The sequence below is a fragment of the Serratia sp. BNK-17 genome (assembly GCF_048684935.1).
GTDB lineage: Bacteria > Pseudomonadota > Gammaproteobacteria > Enterobacterales > Enterobacteriaceae > Serratia > Serratia nematodiphila.
Window position 1 is genome coordinate 3,241,090 of sequence record NZ_JBLQTR010000001.1, and the last position, 22,591, is coordinate 3,263,680.

17 protein-coding genes, 1 tRNA gene, 1 other RNA gene and 1 pseudogene are annotated in these 22,591 nt (G+C 59.6%); 8 read left to right on the plus strand and 12 right to left on the minus strand.

What is annotated here, in order from left to right; translation table 11 throughout:
* Positions 1 to 6: 6 nt before the first annotated feature.
* Together ttrR and ttrS are read right to left on the minus strand one after the other, a co-directional pair.
* On the minus strand, positions 7 to 606 hold the full coding sequence (gene ttrR / locus ACMGF7_RS15405; protein WP_049241800.1) for a tetrathionate respiration response regulator TtrR: 600 nt from the start codon (positions 604 to 606) through the stop codon (positions 7 to 9).
* A complete protein-coding gene (gene ttrS / locus ACMGF7_RS15410; RefSeq protein WP_197763577.1) occupies positions 581 to 2,332 on the minus strand; it encodes a tetrathionate respiration histidine kinase TtrS in 1,752 nt (583 codons plus the stop codon). Before ttrS ends, ttrR begins: the two co-directional genes overlap by 26 nt.
* Before the next feature lie 196 nt (positions 2,333 to 2,528).
* Here ttrS and ttrB point away from each other — a divergent pair, with 196 nt between their 5' ends.
* The 4 genes and pseudogenes from ttrB to ACMGF7_RS15430 all read left to right on the plus strand — a co-directional run.
* Positions 2,529 to 3,266, plus strand: a complete 738-nt coding sequence (gene ttrB / locus ACMGF7_RS15415) for a tetrathionate reductase subunit TtrB (protein WP_004935793.1) — start codon at positions 2,529 to 2,531, stop codon at positions 3,264 to 3,266.
* Positions 3,263 to 4,288, plus strand: a complete 1,026-nt coding sequence (gene ttrC, locus ACMGF7_RS15420; RefSeq protein ID WP_164095502.1) for a tetrathionate reductase subunit TtrC — start codon at positions 3,263 to 3,265, stop codon at positions 4,286 to 4,288. Before ttrB ends, ttrC begins: the two co-directional genes overlap by 4 nt.
* Complete coding sequence (gene ttrA, locus ACMGF7_RS15425; protein ID WP_049241797.1) at positions 4,281 to 7,352, plus strand: tetrathionate reductase subunit TtrA; 3,072 nt, start codon at positions 4,281 to 4,283, stop codon at positions 7,350 to 7,352. The genes ttrC and ttrA overlap by 8 nt, the downstream gene beginning before the upstream one ends.
* 738 nt (positions 7,353 to 8,090) lie before the next feature.
* Positions 8,091 to 8,558, plus strand: a pseudogene (locus tag ACMGF7_RS15430) (ATP-binding cassette domain-containing protein); the annotation flags it as partial.
* A gap of 393 nt (positions 8,559 to 8,951) precedes the next feature.
* Here the strand turns inward: ACMGF7_RS15430 and ACMGF7_RS15435 are convergent.
* The 5 genes from ACMGF7_RS15435 to ACMGF7_RS15455 all read right to left on the minus strand — a co-directional run bounded on the left by ACMGF7_RS15435 (position 8,952) and on the right by ACMGF7_RS15455 (position 12,152).
* A complete protein-coding gene (locus tag ACMGF7_RS15435; protein ID WP_152903428.1) occupies positions 8,952 to 9,308 on the minus strand; it encodes a hypothetical protein in 357 nt (118 codons plus the stop codon).
* Between the two features lie 506 nt (positions 9,309 to 9,814).
* Positions 9,815 to 9,943: non-coding RNA, RtT sRNA (locus tag ACMGF7_RS15440), on the minus strand.
* A gap of 35 nt (positions 9,944 to 9,978) precedes the next feature.
* Positions 9,979 to 10,055, minus strand: a tRNA-Pro gene (locus tag ACMGF7_RS15445).
* A gap of 78 nt (positions 10,056 to 10,133) precedes the next feature.
* Entirely contained in the window at positions 10,134 to 11,915 is a 1,782-nt protein-coding gene (gene yejM, locus ACMGF7_RS15450; RefSeq protein WP_197763360.1) for an LPS biosynthesis-modulating metalloenzyme YejM, read from the minus strand.
* Positions 11,916 to 11,924: 9 nt separating this feature from the next.
* Positions 11,925 to 12,152, minus strand: a complete 228-nt coding sequence (locus tag ACMGF7_RS15455) for a YejL family protein (protein ID WP_004935782.1) — start codon at positions 12,150 to 12,152, stop codon at positions 11,925 to 11,927.
* Positions 12,153 to 12,363: 211 nt separating this feature from the next.
* Here ACMGF7_RS15455 and yejK point away from each other — a divergent pair, with 211 nt between their 5' ends.
* Entirely contained in the window at positions 12,364 to 13,371 is a 1,008-nt protein-coding gene (gene yejK / locus ACMGF7_RS15460) for a nucleoid-associated protein YejK (RefSeq protein ID WP_004935779.1), read from the plus strand.
* Positions 13,372 to 13,455: 84 nt separating this feature from the next.
* Here the strand turns inward: yejK and rplY are convergent, their stop codons facing one another.
* Together rplY and ACMGF7_RS15470 are read right to left on the minus strand one after the other, a co-directional pair.
* Entirely contained in the window at positions 13,456 to 13,740 is a 285-nt protein-coding gene (rplY, locus tag ACMGF7_RS15465; RefSeq protein ID WP_004935776.1) for a 50S ribosomal protein L25, read from the minus strand.
* Positions 13,741 to 13,902: 162 nt separating this feature from the next.
* The gene (locus ACMGF7_RS15470) at positions 13,903 to 15,660 is read right to left on the minus strand and encodes a DEAD/DEAH box helicase (RefSeq protein WP_004935773.1); all 1,758 of its coding nucleotides are present in this window, start codon (positions 15,658 to 15,660) and stop codon (positions 13,903 to 13,905) included.
* Positions 15,661 to 15,979: 319 nt separating this feature from the next.
* Between ACMGF7_RS15470 and rsuA the strand changes: the two genes are divergently transcribed.
* The 3 genes from rsuA (at position 15,980) to ACMGF7_RS15485 (ending at position 18,870) form a co-directional block, all read left to right on the plus strand.
* Positions 15,980 to 16,693 carry a 16S rRNA pseudouridine(516) synthase RsuA gene (rsuA, locus tag ACMGF7_RS15475; RefSeq protein ID WP_004935770.1) on the plus strand — a complete coding sequence of 238 codons (714 nt, stop codon included), beginning with the start codon at positions 15,980 to 15,982 and terminating at the stop codon, positions 16,691 to 16,693.
* Positions 16,694 to 16,734: 41 nt separating this feature from the next.
* Complete coding sequence (locus ACMGF7_RS15480; RefSeq protein WP_015378537.1) at positions 16,735 to 17,931, plus strand: Bcr/CflA family multidrug efflux MFS transporter; 1,197 nt, start codon at positions 16,735 to 16,737, stop codon at positions 17,929 to 17,931.
* 594 nt (positions 17,932 to 18,525) lie between these two features.
* The gene (locus tag ACMGF7_RS15485) at positions 18,526 to 18,870 is read left to right on the plus strand and encodes a YejG family protein (RefSeq protein WP_004935763.1); all 345 of its coding nucleotides are present in this window, start codon (positions 18,526 to 18,528) and stop codon (positions 18,868 to 18,870) included.
* Positions 18,871 to 18,878: 8 nt separating this feature from the next.
* Here ACMGF7_RS15485 and yejF read toward each other — a convergent pair whose 3' ends face one another.
* The 3 genes from yejF to ACMGF7_RS15500 are packed head-to-tail and all read right to left on the minus strand — an operon-like array spanning position 18,879 to position 22,589.
* Positions 18,879 to 20,474, minus strand: coding sequence for a microcin C ABC transporter ATP-binding protein YejF (yejF, locus tag ACMGF7_RS15490; RefSeq protein ID WP_049242553.1), 1,596 nt, complete (start codon positions 20,472 to 20,474; stop codon positions 18,879 to 18,881).
* Position 20,475: 1 nt separating this feature from the next.
* On the minus strand, positions 20,476 to 21,501 hold the full coding sequence (locus tag ACMGF7_RS15495) for an ABC transporter permease (protein ID WP_015378535.1): 1,026 nt from the start codon (positions 21,499 to 21,501) through the stop codon (positions 20,476 to 20,478).
* On the minus strand, positions 21,498 to 22,589 hold the full coding sequence (locus ACMGF7_RS15500; protein ID WP_004935753.1) for a microcin C ABC transporter permease YejB: 1,092 nt from the start codon (positions 22,587 to 22,589) through the stop codon (positions 21,498 to 21,500). The genes ACMGF7_RS15495 and ACMGF7_RS15500 overlap by 4 nt, the downstream gene beginning before the upstream one ends.
* Positions 22,590 to 22,591: the final 2 nt, after the last annotated feature.

A 22,591-nucleotide genomic window follows, 5' to 3' on the forward strand; every position in this document is an offset into this window, starting at 1 on the left:
ATGCGTTCATTCGTGCGCGGCGTGCGGTAACCCCTGCAACTGAATCACTAATTCCGCCAGGCTGGCGGCTTGCATTTTCTCCATCACTTTCGCCCGGTGAACCTCTACGGTGCGCAGGGCGATATTCAACCGCTCCGCCATTTCCCTGTTCATCATGCCTCGCACCACCAGCTGCGCGATGTCGCGTTCTTTCGGCGTGAGCGTGCGGTAGCGGCCGCAAGTTTCATGGCGTCGCCAGGCTTTGGCCGAGACCTGCCGCGCCCGTTCGAGGGCGGCGATCAACGGTTCAGCGGCGATCGGTTTTTGCAGGAAGTCCACCGCGCCGTACTTCATCTGCTCCACCGCCATCGGCACGTCGCCATGGCCGGACAGGAACACCACCGCCAGCGTGCCGCCGCGGCGGCGCAGCTCCCCGTAAACCTGGTGGCCATCGAACTTCGGCATCCGCATGTCCAGCAAGACGATCCCGGTCTGAAACAGATCGGCCTGCGCCAAAAAGTCGGTGCTGTCATTCCAGCACTGTACGTCGTGGCCGAGGCTGGTCAGCAAAAAACGGCAGGCGTCGGTGACGGCGACGTCATCATCCACCAGATGAATTAGCGACATGGTTTTCCTCATCGTTAAATATGAAATGCAGGGTGACGCATAGCCCATTGCGGCTGTCGGGGGCGGGGCGGTTAGCCAGTTGGATCTCGCCGTCGCCATAGCGGGCCAGGCGGCGGCAAATAGCCAACCCCAGCCCCATGCCACCGGCCTTGGTGGTGTTGAAGGGGCGGAAAGCCTGCTCCAGCCCGGCCGCGCTCATCCCGCCCGCGTTGTCCTGCAAATGCACATCGAGCGCCCGTTCGCGCTCGTCGGCGAAAAGCCAGACGGCGTTGGCGCCGGCCTGCGCCGCGTTCAGCAGCAGGTTCGCCAGCAGCTGTTCCAGCAGCGCCGGCGGCAGGGTTAGCGTCAGCGAAGGTGCCACGTTGTTGAACAGTTTCAGGTCGGGGTAGCGTTGCGTCAGGTGCAGCAGTGCCCACACCCGCTCGGCGGTTTCGTTTATCGAGATGGGGCGCCAGCTCGCCTTGTCTACCTTCTCGGTGGGGGGCTGCACCCACTGGCGCAGGTTATGAATCGTCTCGCCGCCGCGCTGCGCCTGTCGATCAATATTTTCCAGCGGCGTCAGCAGCGGGTGCCCGGCGTCCGTTTTGCGCAGTTGGATCAGGCACCCTTGCGCATAGTGGCGAATGGCTGCCAGCGGCTGGTTGAGCTCATGCGCAAAGCCGGAGGCCATCTCTCCCAGCACGTTCAACTGCCTGGCGTTCTCCAGCGCCTGCTCCTGACGGCGCAGTTGTTCTCCGACATAGAGCAGCTGTCGCCCGCGCCGGCGCACCAGCAGCGCGATCCAGATATGGTTGACGATCAACAGCGCCAGCACCGCCAGCGACAGGCTGACGGCCGTCTGATGCTGGATCAGCCAGCTCTTGATATCCAGCCACAGGCGCCGCTGTTCCGGGTGCTGATTGACGGCGCGCAGCAGCGCTTCCACTGCGCTGGTCGAGGCCGGTGCGCCCCACTGAAAGGGAGACTGCGGCGGTGCGGTCAGCAAGGCTCTTGCCACCGCATCCACCAGTGAGTTATCCAGACCGGGCAGGGCGGCGAACGACCAGTTGGGATAAAGCGGCGTGCTGGTGACGCAGGGAATCGATGTGGGCCGTTGCAACAGCGGGCGAAAATCCGCCGGGTTGATCAAGCCTTCCCGACCCATTTTCTCCAGCAGACAGACGGGAACGATGGCGGCCTGAATGGCGCGCTCGCGCAACAGATAGAGCAGGGCATCGGCAGGGAAACCGGTAAAGCGCAGGTGAAAATCGCGCTCGGGCCGCATACCGGCATCGCTGAGCGCCTTATAGCCGGTCAGATAGCCGCCGAAGGCCTGCGGATCGATGGCGCCCACCGTTTTGCCCATCAGCGCCTGCGGCGTCGTTATGCCGCTGTCGCGCCGCACCAAAATCACGCTGCCGATGATGTTGCCCGTTGCCCGATCGCCGTTGGCGGCGCGCAACGACGCCAGCCAGCGCAGATGATAGTGGCTGTTCAACTGCACGAACTGCGCCGGATTAGTGACCACGAACTGCACGCTGCCCCGATTGATCGCTTCGCGCATCTGCGCCAGATCGAGCGGCTGCAGGCGGAAGCGTTCACCGCCGACGCTGCCGTTGAGCCTGTCGATCAGCGGCTGCCAGTCACGCGCGGTCGCCGCATCGCCGCGCATCGCCAGCACGCCGACCGACCACTCGCCCGCCTGCGCCGCTATACCCCAGCCGAGACTGAGCAGCAGTAATAACACGACCCTCACGGCCCCTCCTGATGGGTAATCTGCCTGCCGTCACTTGTTTTAGATCAACGTTAGGTCCGGTATGTGGTTAACCACAATAGAGCTGAGCCCAATGTCATTTTTACACTGTAAATCATCGACATTGTTTATTCATCTAACGGGCATCAATAGCGTGATCGGGGTGATGCCCAGGACGTGGGAGAGGCGCATGGATTTCGGTAAACGGCAGTTTTTACAGCGGCTGGGTGTATTGACGGCGGGGGCTTCGCTGATCTCCGTGGCGGAGGCCGGGCTGACGTTAGCACCGACGCGGCGCGAGGGCGATGCGAGCCGCCGTTACGCGATGCTGATCGACCTGCGGCGCTGCGTAGGGTGCCAGGCTTGTACCGTGAGCTGCGCCATTGAAAACCAGACGCCGCACGGGGAGTTTCGCACCACGGTAAACCAGTATCAGGTCAGCCTCGAAGGCGAAGCCGCTGCGACCAACGTGCTGTTGCCCAGGCTGTGCAATCACTGCGACAACCCGCCCTGCGTGCCGGTATGTCCGGTGCAGGCCACCTTTCAGCGCGAGGACGGGATCGTGGTAGTCGACAACAAACGCTGCGTGGGTTGCGCCTATTGCGTACAGGCCTGTCCGTACGATGCCCGTTTTATCAATCACACAACCCAAACGGCGGACAAATGCACCTTTTGCGTGCACCGGCTGGAGGCGGGATTGTTGCCGGCATGCGTGGAGTCGTGCGTGGGAGGGGCGCGGATCATCGGCGATATGCGCGATCCGCACAGCACGCTGAGCAAGCTGCTGCGGCGCCACGAGGCCGAGATAAAAGTCCTCAAGCCGGAGCACCAAACCGCGCCCCACGTGTTCTATCTGGGGCTGGATGACGCCTTCGTCACGCCGCTGCCGGGGCGGGCGCAGGTCGCCTTATGGGGAGAAAGACGATGAGCCGCCAACTGATGATCGCAGAAGTGCTGAGCCAGCCGCAGGCGGTGAGCTGGCTGCCGTGGGCCGTACAATATTTCTTCTTTATCGGCATTGCCGCCTGCGCCGCGCTGCTGGCCTGCGTGTGGCGCTGGCGCGGTGGAGATAACGCCGCGCATCTGGAGCGCGCGGCGCTGTTTATCGGGCTGACGTGCGCCATTACCGCGCCGCTGGCGCTGACCGCCGACCTGCATCAAACCGCCCGCTTCTGGCATTTCTACGCCTACCCGACGCCCTGGTCGTGGATGCCGTGGGGCGCGCTGTTCTTGCCGCTGTTTACCCTGCTGATCGGCCTGTGGTTTATCGCGATTGAATTTACGCGGCTGACGGGCAGACCGGTTGCGCTGCTGCGTGGGATAGCGCCCGCCTGCGCGCTGGTAGCGATCGGCCTGCTGTTGTACACCGGGCGAGAGGTTTCCGTCGTGCGCGCCCGCCCAATTTGGTTCAGCTACGGGTTTCCTATCGTGATGTTCCTTAGTGCGCTGCAGGCGCTCTTGGCTTTGCTGCTGCTGGCGATGCGCGAACGGCCCGATCTGCAGGCGCCGCTGGCGCGCGGGATGTTGCTGACACTGCTGCTGCTCGGCGGGGCGATCCTGTTGTGGGTGTGCGGCGATACGTTATCCGGCGCGGCGGTACGCCACTGGCTGCAGACGCAGGCGATGGCGCGCCGGTATGCCGCAGGATGGATTGCGCTGTGGGGGCTGACGCTGGCGTGCGCCGCCTGGGCCGGCTATCGGCGCTTGCCGCGCGGCGGTGCGCCGCTGCTGGTGGCCGGCGCACTAGGGCTGAGCTGGCTGATGCGCTGGACGCTGTTGATCGAAGTACAAACCATCCCGAAATACAGCGCGTCTAACTCCTCTTATAGCCTGCCGCTCGGTACCGACGGTTTGCTGGCGATCGTCGGCACCTTCGGCTTGTGGCTGGCGTTAATGATCATGGTGCGTGAAGCACAGGCGTTTTTACTGCGGAGAAAACAACATGGCTAAACTCACCCGGCGTCAGTGGTTGAAAGTGGGCCTGGCCTTCGGCGGATTGTCCGCTTTCGGCCTGAGCTATCGCGAAGTCGCCAAACGGGCGATCGACGGCTTGATTCACGGCACCTCAGGGCGGGTGACTTTGGATCGCATCAACGGCAACTCCCTGCCGCCCGAAGGGCGGGCAATGCCGGAATGGCAAGGCAATCCGCAACAGGCCATCTCGATGACCCAATGTTTCGGCTGCTGGACGCAATGCGGCGTGCGGGTACGGGTGGACAGGCAGACCGACCGGGTATTGCGCATTGCCGGCAACCCTTATCATCCGTTGTCTCAGGAACGGCACGTCGACTCTGCGTTGCCGCTGCAGGACGCGTTGGCGCAGTTGGGCGGCGAAAGCGGCCTCGACGCCCGTTCCACCGCCTGCGCGCGCGGCGCCACGTTGCTGGAGGGGCTTTACAGCCCGCTGCGCGTCCTGGAGCCGATGAAGCGCGTCGGCAAACGCGGCGAGGGCAAGTGGCAGCGCATCAGCTTTGAGCAGTTGATCGCCGAAGTGGTGGAGGGCGGCAATCTGTTCGGCGAGGGGCATGTGGACGGCCTGCGGGCGATCCGCGATCTGGAGACGCCGATCGATGCCCGACGGCCGGGGCTGGGGCCAAAAGCCAACCAGCTATTGGTGACCAATGCCGGTGACGACGGGCGCGATAGCTTCCTGCGGCGCTTCGCCCAGAACAGTTTCGGCAGCAAAAACTTCGGCGCGCACGGCGCTTACTGCGGGCTGGCCTACCGTGCCGGTTCCGGCGCGTTGATGAACGATCTGGACAAGAACCCGCACGTGAAACCGGACTGGGAACAGGTCGAATTCGCGCTGTTTATGGGGACCTCACCGGCGCAGTCCGGCAACCCGTTCAAGCGCCAGGCCCGGCAATTGGCCAGCGCCAGATTGCGCAGCGAATTCCGTTATGCGGTAGTGGCGCCGGCGCTGCCGCTGACCACCACGTTGGCGGACGATCATGGCCATTGGATCCCGATATTGCCGGGTACCGACTCGGCGCTGGCGATGGCGATGATCCGTTGGATCCTCGACCACCGGCGTTATCAGGCCGATTATCTCGCCATCCCGTCGGAGGCCGCCATGCAACGCGCCGGCGAGAAGAGCTGGACCAACGCCACGCATCTGGTGATCGCCGAGAGCGAGCATCCGCGGGCGGGGCAGCATCTGACGCAGGCCGATCTGAACGGCACCGGGTCTGCGTCGCCGCTGGTGGTCAACGGCGCGGGTGAGCTGGTGGCGGCCGAGACGTGCGACAGCGCCGAGCTGTGGGTAACCCGTACGGTGACGCTGCACGATGGCGCGCAGGTGGAGGTGAAAAGCGGCTTCCAGTGTTTGAAAGAGGCCGCCGACAAGCTGTCGCCGGAGGCGTACAGCCGGCAATGCGGCGTGCCGGTGGCACGCATCGCGGCATTGGCCGAGGCCTTTACCGCCCACGGGCGCAAGGCGGCAGTGATCGCCCATGGCGGGATGATGGCGGCGAACGGGTTCTACAATACCTGGGCGGTGATGATGCTTAACGTGCTGATCGGCAACCTGAGCCTGGCGGGGGGCGTGTTCGTCGGCGGCGGTAAATTCAACGGCTTCGCCGAGGGGCCGCGCTATAACCTGGTCGAGTTTCCTGGCCTGGTAAAACCGAAAGGGCTGAATATCGCGCGCAGCAAGGCCGCCTATGAAACCTCCGACGAATACCGCGAAAAAGTGGCGGCGGGCGTTTCGCCCTGGCCGGCCAAAGCGCCCTGGTATCCGTTCGTCGCCGGGCAGTTGACCGAGCTGCTGACCTCGGCGCTGGCAGGGTACCCGTATGGGCTGAAAGCCTGGATCTCGAACATGACCAACCCCTTGTACGGTATCGCCGGGTTGCGCGGCGTGGCGGAGGAGCGGCTGAAAGATCCGGCGCGTTTGCCGCTGTTTATCGCTATCGATGCGTTTATCAACGAAACGACGGCGCTGGCCGACTATATCGTCCCGGACACCCATAATTTTGAGAGTTGGGGATTCAGCGCCCCCTGGGGCGGCGTCGCCAGTAAGGCCACCACCGCGCGCTGGCCGATAGTGACGCCGGCGACTGCGCAAACGGCGCAAGGGCAGCCGATTTCCATGGAGGCGTTTTGCATTGCCGTCGCCAAACGCCTGGCATTGCCGGGGTTCGGCGATCGCGCTATCGGCGACGGCCAGGGCGGGCTGCTGCCGCTCAACCGTGCCGAGGATTATTATCTGCGCGCCGCCGCCAACGTGGCGTTTGCCGGCAAGGCGCCGGTGCCGGCCGCGAGGGCGGACGAACTGGCGCTGAGCGGTGTCGATCGCTTGCTGCCGCAGCTGGGGCAGACGCTGCGCGCCGATGAGATCGACCGCGTGGCGTTTATCTACAGCCGCGGCGGCCGCTTCGCCGATCACGACAGCGGCCGCTGCGACGGCAGCGTGGGCAACCGCTGGGAGAAACCGCTGCAGATCTGGAATGCGGAAGTGGCGAAGCACCGGCATGCGATCACCGGCGAGCGTTTCAGCGGCTGCCCCACCTGCTACCCGGCGCGTTTGTCGGACGGCCGCGCGGTGGAAGCGCTCTACCCAGAACGGCAGTGGCCGCTGCGCCTGATGTCCTTCAAATCGAATGTGATGAGCAGCTCCACCGCGGTGATCCGGCGCCTGCACGACGTGAAGCCGGTGAACCTGGTGGCCTTGAACCCGGCGGACGGGGCGCGTTTCGGTATTCAACACGGTGATTGGGTGCGCATCAGCACGCCGGGCGGCAGCCGCGAGGCGCAGATCAGTTTGCTGGCGGGGGTGATGCCCGGCGTGATCGCGGTGGAACACGGCTACGGCCACCGGGAGATGGGGGCCAGCCAGCACTACCTGGATGGCGAACCGCTGGCGATGGATGAGCGCATCGCCGCCGGCATCAACCTCAACGATCTGGGGTTTGCCGATCTGACGCGCGAAGTGCCGAATACCTGGCTGGATTGGGTGACCGGTGCGGCGGTGCGTCAGGGTATTCCGGCGGCGATCGTCAAACTTTCCGCGTAAACGGCAGACGAAAAACTGAATTATTGAGGGTTAATTTATAGTTAATTCTATTCTTTAACCCAAAACTAAACGGCATGCCTGTTTTATGGCTTTCTTATGGGGTTTATTTTTTAAGTTTTCTATAAATACTTAATGCGCCGTAAACAAAAGAGCAGTAGGTGACAACGATAATCACAAATTTTGACAAATTCACGGGTGCAGAAAACCACGGTTGGTAATCAATTACCCCGGCGCCACTCAGAAAAAAAAGAACCGGCCAGGATGGATAAAAACACAATTAATGAACTGATAATCCTTGTCACCGTCTTAGCCCTGTCTGATATTGTAATGTTGTGTTGTTGAAGAGGAGTAAAAAATCACAAGAGGCGAGCATTGAGCTTTTGCAATTTTTTACTGCCGGAATGACTACTCTACCTCTCGTTGTCAACACGGCCGCCGCCATTATTGCCACGGTCACCAGCAATGCAACCCAGCATTGAAGAATCAATGGTTTTCATAAATAATTCCTTTTACTTGCTGACGTTATCTTGTACAACCATGTTTAAAGCTTGTTACGATTAACGCTTTTTAGTGGGTTGGTCAAGTTTAAATTAATGATGAATAACTATCACGAAGTATTATTCTGCTAAGTATAAAGATATTCAATGAATTAACGTTTTCGATGAAACCTTAGTTCTCCGTTGCAATGGTTTGCTTTTTGGATTTGCCCTCAAAAAATAGGAGTAAGTCTTTGCTGGGGTTGAGGTGAACGGCGTCGATATTCGGCAGCTCGGCATCAACAACTACCACAAAATGATCGCCTGCGTGATGCAGGACGACAAGCTGTTCTCCGGCTCGATCCGGGAAAATATCTGCGGGTTTGCGGATGAGATGGATGATGCCTGGATGGAAGCCTGTGCCCGCGCCAGCTATCTGCATGAGGTGAACATGCGCATGCCGATGGGGTATGAAACCCTGATCGGCGAACTGGGGGAAGGGTTGTCCGGTGGGCAGAAGCAACGCCTGTTTATTGCCCGAGCCATTTACAAGAAACCGGCGATTTTGTTCCTGGATGAGGCGACCAGTGCGCTGGACAAGGACAGTGAAGCAAAGGTGAATCAGGCGATTAAGGCACTCAGCATTACACGGGTGATTATTGCCCACCGCGAAACCACCATTGCCTCGGCCGATCGCGTCATCGTTCTGACCCACAAGGCGGTTCAATAAACAAGTCACGCCTTGTATTCACGCTGACCTGTTTTTCATTGGTTCTGCGCATGCCGGTACTGCTACATATGCTGATGAATGGCTTTATCATGGTAACTGGCTATTACTTTTCATAGCACCAGCATTGAAAAAAAGGCATCCATCCATCAGTCTTTCCTGAGTCTCAGCACATTTTTTTTCCACCACTCACTGGTCACAAAGACATAACCTAACGCGATAATGACTGAATAACACAGGGTTTTTATGACAAAGAAAGGTTTAAATTCAGCTCCTTGAAAAATGTTTACTACGGTAAAATAAAATAGGAAAAGTAAAAAAACTCGGATAAATTTCTTCATAGCGAAATGAGCTCCTGCTTAGAGTGGCCGGGAGATATCCGCGGTCATCATCGAATTACCAGTGGCATTGTCCATTAACACTGTTTTTGTTGCTATCACCGCCAAAGGCACCACGATCGTTACCACCATTGTTGCTGTGAGTGGCATTCCATGCGGCATCAAAACCGGCCCCACCAAGAACACCACCGATTACGGTACCCACAATAGCGCCTAAGGGTGCCCCCGGCCCAGTGACCAACGCACCGATAACGCCTCCGGCCGCCGCAGCTGCTGCTTGGGCTGCATCACGTCCAGAATCGTGGCCACGATTGCTGCCACCATTGTTGTTGACTCGGCCACCACCGTCACGGTTATCCCCAAAATTTCCTGCACCAGAAACATGGTCGAGCATAGATGGATCAATAACTTTCATAAACAACTCCTTTTGATTATTTGATTGACACTATGTAAGCCTTCGTAAGACTCTTTATAATTAGCTCTTTTCCACAATCGAATCAATGTTTATATTGATGACTTTTTACTCTGTTATGTGACATATTAAAATGTTTTGGAATAGGGATATCCCATGAAGAAAACCTCTTGGATAAAAGCTTGGTTCTCTGGGGCTACGGTTTACACATGCCTCGATCTCAGTAAGCATATAGGAGACGACTTTCTTTGTGGCGAAATTTGGCCGCAGTTGGTAGGCATTGTATTCATATTTATCATTTGCTTCGGCGCGCGTGCCAAAATGAATGAATTAAGTTAGGCACCGCCTTAAAGGGAGGCTTAAAAGTAACAAAAGGGAATTCGCACTCATTATGCTACGGAGGGGCTTTGCGCCCTGTCTACGTTCGGCTCAAACCTCCTGCGGAGATTCTCATCCTCTCGACGTGCAGACGAAAAAAAACCTGCTGTAATAGCAGGTTTTCTTAAATTTGGTCGGCATGAGAGGATTATGCGCATCTTCGATGCTTGCCCTGCGGGCCGTTGCTAAAGCAACGTGGTCTCACTTCGTTCGGCTCAAACCTCCTGCGGAGATTCTCATCCTCTCGACGTGCAGACGAAAAAAAACCTGCTGTAACAGCAGGTTTTCTTAAATTTGGTCGGCATGAGAGGATTCGAACCTCCGACCCCCGACACCCCATGACGGTGCGCTACCAGGCTGCGCTACATGCCGACGCTATGAAAAATCATACTACCGATTCCCGATGTTAATGCAAGAGCCTCGCCACTTGATTGCTTTAGTTTTAAGCAGTTAGTTGGCGATAAAGCGTTTTACATCGGTCAACACCTGCAACAGCAGAGCAAGCTGCGGTTTCTCGTCCTTTATCTCTTCGCCGTTCTGATCGTAGACGCGATAGTTGCCATTGTTGTCCAGCATCAGCGTTTGTGTCGGCGTGGTGATCACCAGCTGGTTGCCATCACCGGTGGCGATCCAGTTGTTGCGGCGCTGGGCGGTGAACAGATCCTCGCCTTGCGAATAGTCTTTCGGCGCGGTTTTCACGTGCAGCAGGCGTTGCATCAAGGTGCGCATGACGTCGTTATGGCCGGTCAGCTTGCTGATGGTCTGCGCCGGGGTGCCCGGCCAGTGGATCACCAACGGCACCTGCAGCTGCGCCTGGTTGAAGGCGGTGCCGGCGCCCCATTGGCCTTTGCCGCTGTCGTTGAACTCGACGCCGTGCTCGGCGGTGATCACCACCACGGTTTTATCCAGCAGGCCGCGCTGTTTCAGCGTGTCCAGCACCTGGCCTATCTGGGCATCCACATCTTGCGCGCCGGTGCGGTAGCGCCGAATAAAGTCGGACGGAACCGGTTTTTTGTCGCCTTCGGTCGGCTCGGCGCCGCTGAAGTTGATATAGGAGAACCACGGCTCTTTGCTACCCTGGTCCGCCAACCAACGTTGCCATTGCTGGGTAGTTTGGGCGTCGCTTTGCGGCGCCGGCGTCGGCAGCGAGAAGTCGGTCAACAGAGCCTGGCGGTACAGGCTGGCATTGAAGCCATCGGAGGAGAACAGCCCCAGCTGGTAGCCCCGATCGCCGAGCGCATTGATCAGTGCCGACGGCTTGCGGCCGGCGAGCACGCTGTCCAGATAGGTCGGGGAAATGCCGTAGAACAGGCCGAACAACCCGGTATCGGCATGGTTGCCCGAACTGTAGTGATCGCTGAAACGCACGTTTTCCTGGGCGAAGCGGGTCAGGGTTGGCATATCCTGCGCCACGTCTTTGGCGCGAATGCCGTCCACTACGATCATCAGCAGGTTATAGCCGCTGCCTTTATCGCCGTAGCTGAGATCGCTGAGCGGATACTCTACCGACACCGCTTCCGGGTTGCCCTGTTGCACCAGACGGCGCTCATACTCTTGCTGGTCGAGCAGGCCGTGTTTCTCGAGGAACTTGCGCGCGGTCATCGGGTACGAGAGCGGCAGGTTGGCCCGCTGCATGGTGATCGGGCGATAGAAGTTGGCGTCGGCCCAGATATAAATCAGGTGCGACGCGAAAAAGGCGCTGATAAACAGCGCCGCCAGCGGCTTGCCGAAGCGGCGGCGGTTCAGGCTGCGCAGCTTCTGCCAGCTCCAGGTGCCGAACAGCATCTCCACCAGGAAGATCACCGGCACGCAGATAAACATCAGCTGCCAGTCACGCGACAGTTCGCTTTGATCCGGGTTGACCACCAGATCCCACACCACCGGATTGAGGTGCAGGTGGAAATGGGAGAACACTTCGCTGTCGACCAGCAACAGCGTGAGCCCGATGGTGGCCAACGCGGCGGAAATAAATCGCAGCAGCCGCTGCGACATCACCACGAAGGTGAGCGGGAAGATCACCAGCAAATAGCCGGCGAACACGATAAAGCTGAAATGCCCCAGCAGGCTGACAAAGGCATAGACCCGGCCCAGCAGGGATGCGGGCCAGTCGGTGACAAACAGGTAGCGGCTACCCAGCCCAAGGGCGAGCAGGATGTTGAATAAGGCGAACCAGTGCCCCCAGCTGATCATCTGGGAGACTTTTTCACGATAACGCTGACGGTTTGTCACCATAAGTCAATATTAATGTGCTTTATCTTCACGGACAGAAGCCTGCAAGGCTTCCGCGAACGATCTCGCCAGGGTTTTCCGCTGCGCGGGGGCAACGCTGGTGTTGATCAAATTAGTGACCATGTTGCCCAGCACCATCAGGGAAAGATCGGTGGGGGTATGGTGTTTTTCCAGAACATTGACCAGCTCTGAGAGCAGTTGTTCAACGTGTTCGTCACTGTAACGGGATGATTGTGGCATAAAATTGCGCTTAGTAATCTGCAAAGTGCCCTATCTTACCGTATAGGGCAGTGATTTTCCGCTCTTTTATCACTTCCTGTCATTCGGGAAATTGTTCGCCCGCGCCGGGGCGGGGCCCCGCTGCGCCTTTCCGGTTGGCCGCAGCTTTTTAGTATTGCAGGGCGGGGTCTTCAGTGTTTGAATACGCGCCTAAAGAACAGGAGGATTTATCATGAGTCTGGATATCGACCAGATCGCTCTGCACCAATTGGTGAAACGCGACGAGCAAACGCTGGACGTGGTGTTGCGCGATACCTTGCTTCCCACCAACGCGGCGGTGGAAGAAATGATGACGGAACTGCATCGCGTCTACAGCGCCAAGAGCAAGGCCTTGGGCCTGTTCAACGAAGGCAGCGAACTGGCGGAAGCGCTGCGCACTTGCCGCAAGGACGATAAGGACTTTCTGGCCTTCAGCCGCGCGGCGACCGGCCGCCTGCGCGACGAACTGGCGAAGTATCCGTTTGCCGAAGGCGGCGTGGTGCTGTTCGGCCAATACCGTTATCTGGCGGTGGAGTACTTGCTGATCGCGGTGCTGAACAGCCGTAACAGCATGCGCGTCAACGAAGAGCTGGATATCAACACCACGCACTATCTGGACATCAACAACGCCGATATCGTCGCGCGCATCGATCTGACCGAATGGGAAACCAACCCTGAATCGACCCGCTATCTGACCTTCCTGCGCGGGCGCGTAGGCCGCAAGGTCGCCGACTTCTTCATGGATTTCCTGGCGGCGTCCGAAGGGTTGGACACCAAGGCGCAAAACCGCGGGCTGCTGCAGGCGGTGGACGACTACTGCGCCGATGCGCAGTTGGACAAGAACGAGCGCCAGTCGGTGCGCCAACAGGTGTACAGCTACTGCAACGAACAGCTGCAGGCGGGCGAAGAGATTGAACTGCAGGCCCTGTCGCAGGAGCTGTCGCCGGTCGGCGAGAAAGACTTCATGCAGTTCTCCAGCGAGCAAGGGTATGAGTTGGAGGAAAGCTTTCCGGCGGATCGCGGCACGCTGCGCCAGCTGACCAAATTTGCCGGCAGCGGCGGCGGCATCAGCCTGAATTTCGACGCCATGCTGTTGGGCGAGCGCATTTTCTGGGATGCGGCCACCGACACGCTGACCATCAGAGGCACGCCGCCGAACCTGCGCGATCAGCTGCAGCGCCGGACCGGCAGCGGCAAGTAAGCGCGCCGGATCGCAGACAATAAAAAACGCCGCAATTGCGGCGTTCTTTATTTCGGCGTCCCGAAAGGTTCGAAAACGTAGCGATTAAACGCGAACGAAGTCGATGTGAGCCAGTTTTGGCTTGAACGGGTGACGCTGTACAGCCTGAACCTTAACTTTGGTTTCTTTACCGTCGATAACCAGAGTTACTGCTTCGCTGTAGAATTCTGGTTTAGCTTCCATGTTCTTAACAGAATCATGGTCCAATTCGATGGAAACTGCAGCTTCTTTGCCACCGTAAACGATAGCTGGGAATTTGTTTGCTGCACGCAGGCGGCGGCTCGCACCTTTACCCTGGTCTTTACGTACTTCTGCATTGATAGTGAACATTGTTTTTTCTCTTAAAAGAAAATTTACCCTGCTACAGGCGACCCAAGTAGCAAGTTCGGAAATCCGCTTTAACGCTGGGCAGGCCCAGGTAAAGCGCGCGGCATTTTAACGGAAAGCCGCCTGCAGGGCAACGAAAACCTGTCCAGATTGGGGACCGTTCGCTCAGGTCAATTGATTGGCGCGGCGGAAACGGCCTTGATAATCGAACACTTTCTCGCGCACCTGCCAAAACTGGCCGCGTTTGCGCGCCACCACGAAATCCGGATGGCGCAGCGCCTGCTGTTGCGCCAGCACGTCGGCGGCGGTGTGCCAGGCGAACGGCACGCCCGGCGCGCGCTGGTGCGGGCGCAGGAACAGCATCTCGAACGCTTTGCGCTGCGCCGGCGTCTGCAGGCGGAAGCGCTCGCTGGTGCTGGTGCCGTCCTCGTCGTAATAGGTGGCCTTCAGCCATTCGCCCTTGTCATCGCGGCCGCTCTGCAGTTCCATGCCGCCGCAGCGCAGCACCAGCGCGTCTTTCAGCTTCAGCGCCGCCTTCAGCATGTCATCGGGATCGACCAGCACCTCCTGACACTGATGGCAGCGGCGTGCGGCGATGTCGTTCTCCGCGCCGCAGTGCGGGCAGCTCTTGAACCGGAAGCGGTAATCGCACTGTTCGCGGTGGCCGTCGTCGTCTTCCAGCCAGCCCTGACAGCGGCGGCCGTAGTGCTCGATGATATCGCCGTTCTCGGTGCACTTGCCCCAGAACAGATTGGCGAAGCCGCAGGCCGGGCAGAACACCTGCACCGGCTGGCTGTCGCCGTGCGGCTTGCTGACGCCGACCTCCGGCGTGAACAGATCGTGCGGGTTGCCGGCGTAGTCGAGGATCAGACAATCCTCCTTGCCGGGCGCCAGCCGCAGCCCGCGGCCGACGATCTGCTGATACAGGCTGACGGACTCGGTCGGGCGCAGGATCGCGATCAGATCGACGTGCGGCGCGTCGAAACCGGTGGTCAATACCGCTACGTTGACCAGATAGCGCAACTGCTGTTGTTTGAACGCCTCGATCAGCGCATCGCGCTCGGCGGGCGGCGTTTCTGCGCTGACCAGCGCGGCCTCGCCGTTCGGCAGCAGGCCGTGGATCTCGCGGGCGTGCTCGACGGTGGCGGCGAAGATCATCACCCCTTTGCGATCGTCGGCGTACTCCACAATCTGGCTGATAATGTGCGGCGTGACGCGGTTTTGCCGCTTCAGCTCGCGGTTCAGATCCGCTTCGCTGAACAGGCCGTTGCTTCTGGCCTCCAGCCGGCTGAAATCGTACTGCACAATCGGCATGTCCAGCCGCTCAGGCGGCACCAGGAAGCCGTTCTTAATCATATAGCGCAGCGGCAGCTCATAGATGCAGTCGCGAAACAGGCTGGCGCCGTCGCCGCGGGTAAAACCGTGGTAGTGATACTGGTAAATCCAGCCCTTGCCCAGACGATAGGGCGTGGCGGTCAACCCCAGCAGCCGCAGCTGCGGGTTGGTTTTCTGCAAATGCTGGATGATTTGTTGGTACTGGCTGTCGTCGTCGTCACTGATGCGGTGGCATTCATCGACGATCAGCAGCGAAAAGGCGCCGTCGAACAGCGGCAGGTTGCGCGCCACCGACTGCACGCTGCCGAACACCACTTTGCCGGCGCTCTCTTTTTGTTGCAGACCGGCGGCGAAGATGTCCGCCTCCAGGCCGTAGGCGCAGTATTTGGCGTGGTTTTGCGCCACCAGTTCCTTGACGTGCGCCAACACCAGCACTCGCCCACGGGCGCGCTTCGCCAGTTCGGCGATCACCAGGCTTTTGCCGGCGCCGGTCGGCAGCACGATCAGCGCCGGTTCGGGACGCCGCCGGAAATGGTTGATGGTGGCTTCGACCGCTTCCAGTTGGTAGGGGCGTAGGGTAAAGGCCATAAAATGAACGCCGTAGAGTGGAATGGGCCGCCGGGTACAGGTCTTGTCGCCCCCGTTCCCATAGAAACAGCGACATTTTACGCCCCGGGCGGCCGAAAAATTTCTACTATTATGCCTTCTGCGCACGCGCGGTGCGAGAAGCGTGAAAATTACCTCTGTCGGGCAACGCGTTGTGTCGCTATACTTGTGTGACAGCAATCGCTGTTCCCCCACGCGATTCCCCCCCTGAACCTGCTATTTGCACCCGGTGCAACGGCGGGCGTCATATTTTGGCAATACGATCAATGCGATCATAACAACGACAGGCAAAGCAGATCCCATGCGATTGGACAAGTTTTTATCTCAGCAGTTAGGCATCAGCCGTGCGCTGGTCGCGCGCGAACTTCGGGCTAAACGCGTCACCGTGGACGGTGAGGTAGTGAAGAGCGGGGCTGTCAAACTGACCCCGGAGCAAGAAGTGGCGTTCGACGGCAATCCGCTGCAGCAGCAGAACGGCCCGCGCTATTTCATGCTCAACAAACCGCAGGGCTACGTCTGCTCTACCGACGATCCCGATCATCCGACGGTGCTGTATTTCCTCGATGAGCCGGTCGCGTACAAGCTGCACGCCGCCGGGCGGCTGGATATCGACACCACCGGGCTGGTGCTGATGACCGACGACGGTCAATGGTCGCACCGTGTCACGTCGCCGCGCCACCACTGCGAGAAAACCTATTTGGTCACGTTGGAGCACCCGTTGGCGGAAGACACCGCGCAGCGTTTCGCTGAAGGGGTGCAACTGCACAACGAGAAAGATCTGACGCGGCCGGCGACGCTGGAGCAGGTCGACGAGCACGTGGTGCGCTTGACCATCAGCGAAGGGCGCTACCACCAGGTGAAGCGGATGTTCGCCGCCGTCGGCAACCGGGTGATCGCGTTGCACCGCGAGCGCATCGGCGCCATCGTGCTGGATGACGATCTGGCGCCGGGCGAATACCGCCCATTGACAGAAGAAGAGATCGCCAGCGTGGGCGCGCCGCACCTGCAGGACTGATAACCGATCATTGATTGCGGCCGATTAAGGAGTCGTGGAACGTGCAACAGAACCGAACCTCTCATCTCGGTTTGATTTTCATTCTGGGCCTGTTGTCCATGTTGATGCCGTTGGCCATCGACATGTACCTGCCCAGTATGCCGGTGATCGCCGCCCAGTTTGGCGTCGAGTCCGGCAGCGTGCAGATGACGCTCAGCGCCTATATGCTCGGCTTTGCCTTCGGGCAGCTGTTCTATGGGCCGATGTCGGACAGCATCGGCCGCAAGCCGGTGATCCTGTGGGGAACGCTGATCTTCGCCATCGCCGGCTGCGCCTGTGCCATGGCGCAGTCGATCGATCAACTGATCGGGCTGCGTTTCCTGCACGGTTTGGCGGCGGCGGCCGCCAGCGTGGTGATCAACGCCCTGATGCGCGATATGTTCACCAAGGATGAGTTCTCGCGCATGATGTCGTTCGTCATTCTGGTGATGACCATTGCGCCGCTGCTGGCGCCGATGATCGGCGGTGCGCTGCTGCTGTGGTTCAGCTGGCACGCCATCTTCTGGACCATGGGCGCCGCGGCGCTGATCGGTTCGCTGCTGGTGGCCTTGTTCATCAAGGAGACGCTGCCGAAAGAGCGGCGCCAGCGGTTCCACCTGCGCACCACGCTGGGCAACTTCGGTTCGCTGTTCCGTCATAAGCGGGTGCTGAGTTACATGTTGGCCAGCGCCTTCTCGTTTGCGGGCATGTTCTCGTTCCTCAGCGCCGGGCCGTTCGTCTACATCGAACTGAACCACGTTTCGCCGCAGCATTTCGGTTACTATTTTGCGCTGAACATCGTCTTCCTGTTCCTGACGACGCTGATCAACAGCCGCAACGTGCGGCGCTTCGGCGCGGTCAAGATGTTCAAGCTGGGGCTGCTGGTACAGCTGGCGATGGGGCTGTGGCTAATGGCGGTGAGCACCGTGGGCCTGGGCTTCTGGGCGCTGGTGATCGGCGTTGCGGTCTATCTGGGGTGCATCGCGATGATCTCCTCCAACGCCATGGCGGTGATCCTGGATGATTTTCCGCATATGGCGGGCACCGCTTCTTCCCTGGCCGGCACGTTGCGCTTCAGCATAGGTGCGCTGGTGGGGGCGGTGCTGTCGATGGCGCCGGGCAAAAGCGCTTGGCCAATGGTCACCTCGATGGCGCTGTGCAGCATCGTGGCGGTGCTGTTCTATGTTTACGCCAGCCGGCCGCGCGATCGCGCAGCCTGACGTTCTCCCGATTCGGGGCGTGTCGCTCCGCATCGTCACGGGGTTGCGCCCTGCCATTTCAGGGTGCAACCGGCAATGAAAAATTTGTTGCTAAATATACGCAAGCTAATCAATTAGCCGCTTTCTCACCTGTGTGCTTTTTGTTAAAAAATTCCGTCGCCGTGCCGCCCAATATTCCCCGGGAGGCGCGGCGTGCTGTCGGCTGAGCCGCACGGGGGGTTTGTATTAGTATTGATGTAAATCAAGGTATTAGCAGCGGTGACGGCGCTAACGTGACGGGTAAGATGTTTCTTCATTGTAAAAATATGGCGACGAAAAAGTAGTCGCATTGCAAGAAAAAAGAGTTGAGATCGCTGCGGGAAAGGGTTACATATAACGCAAAAATGCGAGCTGAGTCGCAAAATGCCGTGAAATAACACCGCACGGCGCGCCAAAAAGTGGCACGGCATCGGCAAGCACGGGGTCAGGTTAATGGCTTGCGGCAAAATTTACATTTAAATAACATTTGTGCGCGGCAGAGTCGGGAGTCAACGGCTATAACTTAGTAACCCTGTCAGGTAAAAGTGTTTCACCTTTTCAAACTAGGGATTTCATGTGGAGAGTATCCAACTTTCGGTAGTGCATCGCTTGCCGCAAAGTTATCGTTGGCTATCCGGTTTCACCGGCGTGAAGGTCGAACCGATTCCGTTTAACGGAATAGACGAAGATAACAACCTGATTGGACTGAAGCTGCTCAGCCATGAAGGGGCCGAGGCCTGGCAGGTAATGCAACAGCTCAATCTGTCGCTGCAGGAGATTCAGGTCGACTGTGCGATCGTTGAATGGGAAGGGGAACCTTGCCTGTTCGTGCAGCGCAGCGATGAGAGCGCCACCATGTGCCGCCTGAAAAACGTCGGCGCCGCGATCGCCGAACCGCTCAGCGCGCAATACCCCTTCTGAATTCGCCGCTAATCCGCCAACTGCAGCAGTTGACGGGTATAGTCGGCTGCGGGCGCCGCGAAAATCGCCCGGCAGTCTCCCTGTTCAACCACTTCCCCCTGTCGCAGTACGATGACCTGGTGACATAGCGAACGCACCACCTGAAGATCATGGCTGATGAACAGATAAGCCAACCGGTGGCGTTGCTGTAGCGATTTCAGCAGCGTCAGGATCTGCGCCTGCACCGATTTATCCAGTGAAGAGGTCGGCTCGTCGAGGATCAGCAGCTGCGGTTGCAGGATCAGCGCGCGCGCGATGGCGATACGCTGGCGCTGGCCGCCGGAAAACTCGGTGGGATAGCGGTGGCGAAGCTGCGGATCCAGGCCGACTTCCCGCAACACCTCGATCACGCGTTGTTCCCGCTGCTCGGCGCTAAGCCGCTGGTGCACTTCCAGCCCCTCGGCGATGATCTGCTGCACGTTCAGGCGCGGATTCAGGGCGGAATATGGATCCTGGAAGACGATTTGCATTCGGCTGCGGTAGGGCAGCATCTGCTTCATCGTGAGCGGGTGCAGCGGTTCGCCGTCGAACCAGATGGCGCCCTGCGAGGCCAGCAGACGCAATAACGCAAGCCCGGTGGTGCTTTTACCCGAGCCGGATTCTCCCACCAGCCCCACGCTTTCCCCGGCGCGCAGCTCGAAACTCAACGATTTCAGCGCATAGTGATAATCCACCGTGCGGCGCAGCAGGCCGCGCCGAATGGGGAAGCGCACCTGCAGATCTTCCACCTTGAGCAGCGGCCGCTCGTCGCCGGGGCGCGCGGTGGGCAGCGGCTCACCGACGTCTTCGGCGGCCAGCAGCTGCTGTGTGTAGGGATGCTGCGGCCGGCTGAACAGCTGCGCGCGGCCGTTTTGCTCTACGCAGCGCCCCTGGCGCATCACCGCCACGTTGTCCGCCAGGCGGCGCACGATATTCAGATTATGGGTGATGAACAGCAACCCCATGCCCATTTCCTGCTTCAATTCTTGCAGCAGCGTCAGGATCTGCGCCTGGATAGTCACGTCGAGCGCGGTGGTGGGTTCGTCGGCGATCAGCAGTTTCGGGCGGGTCAACACCGCCATGGCGATCATCACGCGTTGGCGTTCGCCGCCGGACAGCTGGTGCGGATAGTCCTGCAGCCGGTTTTTGGCCTGACGGATGCCGACGCGCTCCAGGCATTCGACGATCTCTGCGCGCGCGGCTTCGCGCCGCAGGCCGCGGTGCAGCATCAGCACTTCCGCCAGCTGTTTCTCGATGGTGTGCAGTGGGTTAAGCGACACCATCGGTTCCTGAAAGATCATCGCGATCTGATTGCCGCGCACCTTGCGCAGGTCAGTCTCCGGCGCATGCAGCAACGACTCGCCGTTGAACAGAATATCGCCGGCAGGGTAAACCACCGGCGGCGCGGGCAGCAGACGCAGTATCGACAGGGCGGTGACGCTTTTGCCGGAGCCGGATTCCCCTACAAGCGCCAGCGTTTCCGCCGGCGCTATTTGCAGCGAGAGTTCGTTGACCACCGGCGTGACGGTGTCGCCCTGACGGAAGGCGATGCTGAGATCCTGAATAGCGAGCAAAGGAGTGGCCATATCAATGCGCCTTGCTGGGGTCAAAGGCGTCGCGCACCGCTTCGCCGATAAAGATTAATAACGACAGCAGCACTGCCAATACCAGGAAGGCGGTGATGCCGAGCCACGGCGCCTGCAGATTGTTTTTGCCTTGCAGCAGCAATTCGCCGAGCGACGGCGAGCCTATCGGCAGACCGAAACCGAGGAAATCGAGCGACGTCAGGGTAGTGATCGAGCCGCAGAGGATAAACGGCAGGAAGGTCAGCGTCGCCACCATGGCGTTGGGCAGCATATGGCGGGACATGATTACCCGATCCGGCACGCCCATGGCGCGCGCGGCGCGGATATAGTCAAAATTGCGGGTGCGCAGGAATTCGGCGCGCACTACGCCCACCAGGCTCATCCAGCCGAACAGGATGGTGATGCCGAGCAGCCACCAGAAATTGGGCTGGACGATGCTCGACAGCAGAATGATCAGAAACAGCGTCGGCATGCCCGACCACACTTCGATAAAGCGCTGTCCCCACAGATCGAAACGCCCGCCGTAATACCCCTGCGTCGCGCCGACGCACACGCCGATCAGGCTGGAAAACAGCGTCAGCGCCAGACCGAACAACATCGAAATGCGAAAACCGTACAGCACCCGGGCCAGCACGTCGCCGCCGTTGCTGTCGGTGCCCAGCAGGTTGTGCCGCGAAGGCGGCGAAGGGAAGGGCACCTCGGTGGCGAAGTTGATGGTGTCGTAACTGAAGCGGATCGGTGCCCAGACCGCCCAGCCGTGCCGTTCGATCTGCCGCTGCACGAACGGATCCTGATAGTCGGCTTCGGTATTCAGTTCGCCGCCGAAGGCGGTTTCGCTGTAGCTAATCATAAACGGCAGGTACAACCGGCCTTCATAACGCACCAACAGCGGTTTGTCGTTGGCGATCAGATCGGCGGCCAGGCTCAGGGTGAACAGCACCAAAAAGATCCACAGCGACCAGTAGCCGCGGCGGTTGCGGCGAAAACGCGCCCAGCGCGCCTGGTTGATCGGGCTAAGGCGGCTCATTGGCGGGCCTCGAAGTCAATGCGCGGATCGACCAGGGTGTAGGTGATATCGCTGAGGATATTCAACAGCAGGCCGATCAGGGTGAAGATATACAGCGTGCCGAACATCACCGGGTAGTCGCGCTGCAGCGTGGCGTCGTAGCCCAGCAGCCCCAGGCCGTTGAGCGAGAACATCACTTCAATCAGCAGCGAGCCGGTGAAGAACATGCTGATAAAGGTGGCCGGAAAACCGGCGATCACCAGCAGCATGGCGTTGCGGAACACGTGGCGGTAGAGGATTTTTTTCTCGTCCAGCCCCTTGGCGCGGGCGGTGGTGACGTACTGTTTGCGGATCTCGTCGAGGAATGAGTTCTTGGTCAGCATGGTCAGGGTGGCGAAACCGCCGATCACCGTCGCCAGCACCGGCAGGGTGATGTGCCACAGGTAGTCGGCGATCTTCGCCGGCCATGAGAGGGTGTCGAAGTTGCTCGATACCAGGCCGCGCAGCGGGAACCAGTCCAGGTAGCTGCCGCCGGCGAACAGCACGATCATCAGAATGGCGAACAGAAAAGCCGGAATGGCGTAGCCGATGATAATCAGCGTGCTGCTCCAGGTATCGAACGCGCTGCCGTTGTGGACGGCCTTGCGGATGCCGAGCGGGATCGACACCAGATAGATGATCAGCGTGCTCCAGAGGCCCAGCGTGATGGAGACCGGCAGGCTCTGGCCGATCAGCTGCATCACCGAAGCGCCGCGAAACAGGCTGTCGCCGAAGTCGAAGCGCATATAGTTCCACAGCATGGTGAAGTAGCGCTCGTGCAGCGGTTTGTCGAAGCCGTAACGCTTAGTGATCTCGGCGATCACCTCCGGATCCAGGCCGCGCGAACCGCGATATTGGCCGTCGCCAGCCGCGATGCCCGTCCGGGCGTGGCCCAGGCCTTCGCCGACACCGCCGCTGCCAAACCCGCTGCCGTGCCCCAGCTCAATGGCGGCGATGGCCTGATCGACCGGACCGCCGGGGGCGATTTGCACGATAAAAAAGTTGATGGTGATGATCGCCCACAGCGTGGGGATCACCAATAACAGTCTGCGTATCAGATAGGCCGCCATTC

What these genes read in the sequence shown, in the direction of transcription:
- ttrR (WP_049241800.1), bottom strand. Translation starts at nt 606, where the DNA reads ATGTCGCTAATTCATCTGGTGGATGATGACGTCGCCGTCACCGACGCC.
- ttrB (WP_004935793.1), top strand. Translation starts at nt 2,529, where the DNA reads ATGGATTTCGGTAAACGGCAGTTTTTACAGCGGCTGGGTGTATTGACG.
- ttrC (WP_164095502.1), top strand. Translation starts at nt 3,263, where the DNA reads ATGAGCCGCCAACTGATGATCGCAGAAGTGCTGAGCCAGCCGCAGGCG.
- ttrA (WP_049241797.1), top strand. Translation starts at nt 4,281, where the DNA reads ATGGCTAAACTCACCCGGCGTCAGTGGTTGAAAGTGGGCCTGGCCTTC.
- ACMGF7_RS15435 (WP_152903428.1), bottom strand. Translation starts at nt 9,308, where the DNA reads ATGAAAGTTATTGATCCATCTATGCTCGACCATGTTTCTGGTGCAGGA.
- yejM (WP_197763360.1), bottom strand. Translation starts at nt 11,915, where the DNA reads ATGGTGACAAACCGTCAGCGTTATCGTGAAAAAGTCTCCCAGATGATC.
- ACMGF7_RS15455 (WP_004935782.1), bottom strand. Translation starts at nt 12,152, where the DNA reads ATGCCACAATCATCCCGTTACAGTGACGAACACGTTGAACAACTGCTC.
- yejK (WP_004935779.1), top strand. Translation starts at nt 12,364, where the DNA reads ATGAGTCTGGATATCGACCAGATCGCTCTGCACCAATTGGTGAAACGC.
- rplY (WP_004935776.1), bottom strand. Translation starts at nt 13,740, where the DNA reads ATGTTCACTATCAATGCAGAAGTACGTAAAGACCAGGGTAAAGGTGCG.
- ACMGF7_RS15470 (WP_004935773.1), bottom strand. Translation starts at nt 15,660, where the DNA reads ATGGCCTTTACCCTACGCCCCTACCAACTGGAAGCGGTCGAAGCCACC.
- rsuA (WP_004935770.1), top strand. Translation starts at nt 15,980, where the DNA reads ATGCGATTGGACAAGTTTTTATCTCAGCAGTTAGGCATCAGCCGTGCG.
- yejF (WP_049242553.1), bottom strand. Translation starts at nt 20,474, where the DNA reads ATGGCCACTCCTTTGCTCGCTATTCAGGATCTCAGCATCGCCTTCCGT.
- ACMGF7_RS15495 (WP_015378535.1), bottom strand. Translation starts at nt 21,501, where the DNA reads ATGAGCCGCCTTAGCCCGATCAACCAGGCGCGCTGGGCGCGTTTTCGC.
- ACMGF7_RS15500 (WP_004935753.1), bottom strand. Translation starts at nt 22,589, where the DNA reads ATGGCGGCCTATCTGATACGCAGACTGTTATTGGTGATCCCCACGCTG.